Here is a 6,260-nt window from a genome sequence, read left to right as displayed (position 1 = left end):
TCCATCAGCTTTTCGCTGATCTCGTTGACCCTCGCCGGGTCATGGCCTTTCTTCGGTGACACCGTAGTCATTATCGGTGAAACTCCTTCTAGATCAGAGCCTCACACACAAACTTCCTGACACTCTCACAGACAACAAGGCGAGGCGGATCTTCCACTTCTCCTTCTCGGTACCCAACTTGCGGACTCGCTGTTCAATGAGCACCAACTGATCCAGTGACTTCGCAGTCTGTCGGGCAACACGAACAGCATTAGCCTGCTGGCGAGAAAACCGAGTCTTTCCGTAATAGACCTCGTAGACGCCCTTCCAATCGGCAACGCGGGTGGGGTTGGCGCCGGCGTCGACAAGCTGCTGGGCGTTGAAACTACCCAGCAGGTCGATGGCGTTGCCTGCGCCCACATGCGCCGCGAATTGGTTCATGCCACAAACGTTAAACCGCGCGCAACCCACAATCCACCAAACGATGTCTACTTCAGTAGACATCGCCTAAACGGGCAGGCCACAGGGCACAGAAATGGACGAAACCCCGCCGCACACCGCGGTGTGAAAGGGCGTGGGGCGGGGTGTTGTGGGAGACAGTGTGGTGTCGTCAAGCGAAAGCGGGAGAAGGCCGTCGTCGACATCGAGATCAGTGAACGCCCAGCGAATTCAAAACTGGACAACTACATATTCGTCTACATTCGGGCGCAAGGCCGGATAACAAAGTCCGCGCACAACGACCCGTAGGAGCACCAATGGATGAAGCAGCCTGGAAGAACTTCAAACGCACTTTCAAACAAGAGCTGGATCCTCGCATCGACGCAGCGGTAAAGCAGGGCGACGCTTCGACGCTGGTCGCCTTGTACAACCAGATGTGGGCCATGTTCCCCGGTGATGAGGAAGACACCGAGAAGCTCAAACTCATCCTGAACACCGCATTGGCGCAGATGATGCGACTGGGCGCCTACAACGACATGGCTCGGTGGTTCCACCGCTTCGCCCGGTGGTACCCGGAAGACGACCAGGAACGCCGGTTCTATGAAGGTGTGATCGAATGGCACGTTGGCTCCCCAGAGTGGGCACGGGCGATCTTTTCCGGGCTGTACGAAGAGTTCGGTACGGCCGGGTTCGGCAAGGACAAAAGCTATGTGGCTGTCGCTACAGGTGAGATCACTAGTCCCGAAGAAACTCCCGCACAGCAATCCGAGGTCGACTCACCGGAGGTGCAAGAGCTCGCCGAGCGCATCAATGATCTGATGGATGCCGAGGATTACCGTTCTGCCATCGAGTTGTGCCACCAAGGTTTGGCACTTCTGGGTAATCCCCGGTTGGCGGACGGGGCCATGTGGTTCTTAGGCACAATGGGCGATGCCCTAATAGAACTTGGTGAATGGCAGGCCGCCCGCGATGCGTTCTTCGAGGCAACGCAATCCCCCGGCGGAATCGAGAACCCGTATATCCAACTGCGGCTGGGTCAGTGCGAGTACGAGCTCGGCTACGAGCGACCAGCCGCAAACGGGCTCATCGCGGCATACATGATGGTCCCGGAGATTTTTGAAGAAGAGCCTCCGCGTTACCTCCAGTTCTTGAAGGATCAGGGGCTGATTTAGGCGGTCTGATTCTTACAGGCCGTATGCCTGGATCAGGTTGAGGCCGATGATGCAGACGATCCAGATGATCGCCACGGCCACGGTGTAGCGGTCGAGGTTCTTCTCCACGACGGTGGAACCGGACAGGTTCGCCTGGACGCCGCCGCCGAAGAGGGAGGACAGGCCGCCACCTTTGCCCTTGTGCAGCAGAACGAAGACAGTCATCAGCAGGGATGCGATGACGAGGATGATCTGCAGTGCGAGGGTCATGTGATGATGCCTCCATATCGGGTACGGGCGGTTAACCGTTCACATATTACATGAACGGGCAAGCTTCCCCAGCATCGGCGTGCCGGGGAAGCTTTGGGGTGAGGGCCTTTAGGCGCGGACTGCGTCGCCTGCGGCGGCGATGAGTTTGGCGAAGTCGTTGCCGTCGAGGGATGCGCCGCCGACGAGGCCGCCGTCGACATCGGGCTGGCCGATGATGTCGGCAATGGTGTCGGCCTTCACGGACCCGCCGTAGAGGATGCGGATGGAGGAGGCGACGGTGTCGTCGGCAAGCTCGGCGATGAGGCCGCGGATGGCGGCGCAGATCTCCTGGGCGTCTTCAGCGGACGCGCTCTTGCCGGAGCCGATGGCCCACACGGGCTCGTAGGCGATCACGGTCTTGGCGAGTTCCTCGGTGGACAGGCCAGCGAGCGATTCGCGCGTTTGCTTGACGACGAAGCCCACGTGCTCCCCTGCCTCCCGCACCTCCAAGGGCTCACCGACACAGACGATCGGGCTGATGCCGTTGTCGAGTGCGGCCTTGGCTTTAGAGGCGACGAGTTCGTTGGACTCGTTGTGGTAATCGCGGCGCTCGGAGTGGCCGACGACGACCCACGTGCAGTCCAGCTTGGCCAGCATCGCCGCGGAGATCTCGCCGGTGTGGGCACCGGACTCGTGGGCGGAGACGTCTTGGGCGCCGTAGGTGATCTTCAGCTTGTCACCCTGGACGAGGGTCTGCAGGGACCGCAGGTCGGTGAAGGGGACGGTGAGCGCGACGTCGACGTCCTCGTAGTAGTCGCCCGGCAGCGCGAATGCGAGGCGCTGCGCCTGGGAGATGGCCTCGAGGTGGTCGTAGTTCATCTTCCAGTTGCCGGCGATCAGTGGTGTGCGTGCCATTAGTGGTGGCTCCTTTCGCTCTAGTTCTGTTCCAGGACGGCGACGCCCGGAAGTTCCTTGCCTTCGACGAGCTCGAGGGAAGCGCCGCCGCCGGTGGAAATGTGGGAGAAGCCGTTCTCGTCGAGGCCGAGCGTGCGCACAGATGCGGCAGAGTCGCCGCCGCCGACGACGGTGAAGGAGCCGTTGTTCGCGGTGGCGTCGATCATGGCCTGGGCGACGGCGCGGGTGCCGTCGGCGAAGTTCGGCTTCTCGAACACACCCATGGGGCCGTTCCAGAACACGGTCTTGGAGTCGGCGATGATCTCTGCGTACTTCTTGGCGGTCTCCGGGCCGATGTCGAGGGACATCCAACCTTCAGGGGTGCCGTCGAGGTCGACGACCTTGCGGTCGGCATCGTTGTCGAATTCGGAGGCGACCACGAGGTCGACCGGCAGGACAATCTTGTCGCCGTACTTCTCGATGAGTTCCTTGCAGGTGTCCACCATCTCTTCCTGCAGCAGGGAGGCCTGGGTGTTGTGGCCCTGCGCGGTGAGGAAGGTGTAGCACATGCCGCCGCCGATGATGACCTTGTCAGCCTTCTCGGCCAGAGCCTCGATGACACCGAGCTTGTCGGAGACCTTGGAGCCGCCGAGCACGACGACATACGGGGAGGTCGGGTTGTCCTTGACAGAGGCGAGCTTTTCCACCTCGTCCTGGACAAGGTAGCCGGCGTAGGCGGGAAGGCGCTTCGCTACGTCAAACACGGAGGCCTGTGCGCGGTGAACAACGCCGAAGCCGTCGGAGACGAAGGCGCCGTTGTCTGCGGCCAGGGCGGCGAGCTCATCGGCGAAGGTGCCGCGCTCGGATTCGTCCTTGGAGGTCTCACGGCCGTCGAAACGCACGTTCTCGACGAGGAGCACATCGCCTTCAGACAGGCCGTTGGCGCGCTCGTGAGCGTCCTCGCCGGTGACATCGGATGCCAGGGCGACGTACTGACCGAGCTTGTCGGACAGGGCCTCTGCCACAGGCTTGAGGGAATACTTCGGGTTGACTTCACCTTTGGGACGGCCGAGGTGGGCGGTGAGGATGACCTTGGCGCCGCCGTCGATAAGCGCCTTGATGGTGCGCAGCGACGCGTCAATGCGTCCGGCGTCCGTGATGTTGCCGTCGTCGTCGAGCGGGACGTTGAAGTCAGAGCGGACGAGCACGTGGCGTCCGTCGACGCCCTCCTTGAGCAGTTCGTCGATGGAACGTACAGCCATGATTTTTACTCCTTGGAATCAGGGTGAAACGAGCAAAACCCGGACAGGGTGCAAGACTGCACTCTACCCGGGCATCGCGATTGGAAGTTGTGGTTTAGAGGTTGTCCGCGACGTGCTTGGTCATGCGGATGTACTGGGACGTGTACGAGAACTCGTTGTCGTACCAGGAGATGATCTTCACCAGGTTGCCGTCGATGACGCGGGTCATGCCGGCATCGAAGATGGCGCCGTGGGAGTTACCGATGATGTCGGAGGACACGATCGGATCCTCGGTGTACTCCAGCGCGCGGCCGAACTCGGTGTCCTGCACAGCGTTCTTGACTGCCTCGTTGACCTCCTCGACAGTGACGTCCTTGCCAACGGTGACGGTGAGGTCGGTCGCGGAACCGGTGATGGTCGGCACGCGCATCGCGAAGCCGTCGAGCTTGCCCTCGAGCTCCGGCAGGACGAGCGCGACGGCCTTGGCGGCACCGGTCGTCGTCGGGACGATGTTCTGGGCTGCGGCGCGGGCGCGGCGCAGATCCTTGTGCGGCGCGTCCTGGATGCGCTGGTCGCCGGTGTAGGCGTGAATCGTGGTCATCAGGCCGCGCTCGATGCCGAATGCGTCGTTGAGGACCTTGGCCACCGGAGCCAGGGAGTTGGTGGTGCAGGACGCGGCGGAGATGATCGTGGTGTCGTTGGTGTAGTCGGTGTGGTTCACACCCCACACGTAGGTGCCGTCGACCTCCTTGCCCGGTGCGGAGATGATGACCTTCTTGGCGCCGGCGTCGATGTGGGCCTTCGCCTTCTCGCCGTTGGTGAAGATGCCGGTGCACTCGAGCACGATGTCCACGTCGGCGTCGCCCCATGCGAGGTTTGCCGGATCCTTCTCGGCGGTGACTTCGATGCGCTTGCCGTCAACGGTGATCGACTCATCGTCGTACGTGACCTCGCGGCCGATCTGGCCGTAGGCGGTGTCGTACTTGGTCAGGTGAGCCAGGGTCTCGTTGTCGGTGAGATCGTTGATCTTCACCACCTCGAGGTCGTCGGCGTACTCGTTGAGGATAATGCGGAACGCGGAGCGGCCGATGCGGCCGAAGCCATTGATGCCAATACGGGTGGTCATGTGTGAGTGCTCCTTCGGGGAGTATTGGGTTCCTTCTGTTAGACCGTGCGATGTTTCTTTGTCAATTCGCGGTCTCCGAAACCCAGTGTAGAGAATTGGACTCTCCCCCGCAGTCGCTTTTCGACGACTGCGTACCCCACCTTTCCAGCACCGTTACAGCACCGAGGGCGAACTATGCTTCCTCGTCGACGGCGGCGTGGGTGTCGGGGATGCCGAGTTCTTCGGCGCGTTTGTCCGCCAGCGAAAGCAGTCGGCGGATGCGTCCGGCAACGGCGTCTTTGGTCATCTGGGGGTCGGCGAGCCGGCCGAGTTCCTCGAGGGAGGCGTGGCGGTGCTTGACGCGGAGGTAGCCGGCGTCGGCAAGGTGCTCGGGCACGTCATCGCCGAGAATGTTCATGGCGCGGTCGACGCGGGCGGCCGCTGCGGCGGCTGCTTGGGCGGAGCGGCGCTGGTTCGCATCATCGAAATTGGCGTGGTGGCTGGCACTGGTGCGCTCATCGCGAATCTTGCGTTTTTCATCCCATTCGAGGCGGGTGCGGGGTGCGCCCATGCGGGACAGGAGGATGCCGATGGCGTCACCGTCGCGCACGAAGACGCGTTCGGTGCCGCGGGTCTCTTTGGTCTTGGCCGGCACGGACAGGCGACGTGCGAGTCCGACGAGCGCCAGGGCGGTTTCCTGCCGTGGGCAGATCACTTCGAGATTGGAGGTGCGGCCGGGTTCGGTGAGGGCTCCGCGCGCGAGGAATGCCCCGCGCCATGCAGCTTCGACCTCGGCGGTGGTGCCGGAAATGATTGTGCGGGGCAGCCCCACGACAGGGTGGCCGGAGGCCGTGACGAGCTTGAAGCGGCGGATGACATCGCGGGCGCCGTCGGTCACGGTGACTTCGTAGCGAGTCTCGCGGGAATTGCTGCCAGCTGCAACGGAGTCGACGGCCACGTCGACCTCGCATACGTCGCGGATGGTGGTGGCGAGGTGATCAGCCACGGCGAGCTCAGCGAAATCGGCACGCACCTCGATGCCCTGCAGCCCCTGGGTGAACTCCCCTGCCACGCGGAGCATCGCGGTCGCCTCGGCGATGCGGGCGTCCGTCCCTGACGGGGTGACCGCCAGCAATTCGTCTTTGACTTTCGCTGTCAACGCCACGTGAGAGTTCTCCCTTTCCCTGGTGCCAGCAACGTTTC

The 6,260-nt window shown here is 62.5% G+C and carries 7 protein-coding genes; 1 reads left to right on the top strand and 6 read right to left on the bottom strand.

The genetic code is table 11. The annotated features are described in order from the left end of the window. Positions 1–93: 93 nt before the first annotated feature. A complete protein-coding gene (locus ACUY2Y_RS10145; RefSeq protein WP_448326186.1) occupies positions 94–420 on the bottom strand; it encodes a hypothetical protein in 327 nt (108 codons plus the stop codon). A 314-nt stretch (positions 421–734) separates the two neighbouring features. Here ACUY2Y_RS10145 and ACUY2Y_RS10140 point away from each other — a divergent pair, with 314 nt between their 5' ends. Next, entirely contained in the window at positions 735–1,589 is an 855-nt protein-coding gene (locus ACUY2Y_RS10140) for a tetratricopeptide repeat protein (protein WP_448326185.1), read from the top strand. A gap of 12 nt (positions 1,590–1,601) precedes the next feature. On the opposite strand, the gene secG is transcribed toward ACUY2Y_RS10140, so the two are convergent. From secG to whiA, 5 genes are all read right to left on the bottom strand, one after another. Continuing rightward, the gene (gene secG, locus ACUY2Y_RS10135; RefSeq protein ID WP_076599434.1) at positions 1,602–1,838 is read right to left on the bottom strand and encodes a preprotein translocase subunit SecG; all 237 of its coding nucleotides are present in this window, start codon (positions 1,836–1,838) and stop codon (positions 1,602–1,604) included. A 108-nt stretch (positions 1,839–1,946) separates the two neighbouring features. Beyond that, on the bottom strand, positions 1,947–2,732 hold the full coding sequence (gene tpiA / locus ACUY2Y_RS10130) for a triose-phosphate isomerase (RefSeq protein ID WP_448326183.1): 786 nt from the start codon (positions 2,730–2,732) through the stop codon (positions 1,947–1,949). Positions 2,733–2,752: 20 nt separating this feature from the next. Further along, positions 2,753–3,973, bottom strand: coding sequence for a phosphoglycerate kinase (locus ACUY2Y_RS10125; RefSeq protein ID WP_210573382.1), 1,221 nt, complete (start codon positions 3,971–3,973; stop codon positions 2,753–2,755). Positions 3,974–4,067: 94 nt separating this feature from the next. Continuing rightward, positions 4,068–5,078 (bottom strand): type I glyceraldehyde-3-phosphate dehydrogenase, encoded by a 1,011-nt coding sequence (gene gap, locus ACUY2Y_RS10120; RefSeq protein ID WP_448326181.1) that lies wholly within the window; start codon positions 5,076–5,078, stop codon positions 4,068–4,070. A gap of 172 nt (positions 5,079–5,250) precedes the next feature. After that, positions 5,251–6,222, bottom strand: coding sequence for a DNA-binding protein WhiA (gene whiA / locus ACUY2Y_RS10115; protein ID WP_448326179.1), 972 nt, complete (start codon positions 6,220–6,222; stop codon positions 5,251–5,253). Positions 6,223–6,260: the final 38 nt, after the last annotated feature.

This window comes from Corynebacterium sp. 20-84, from assembly GCF_053479455.1.
This window is presented reverse-complemented; position numbering and strand designations above follow the sequence as displayed.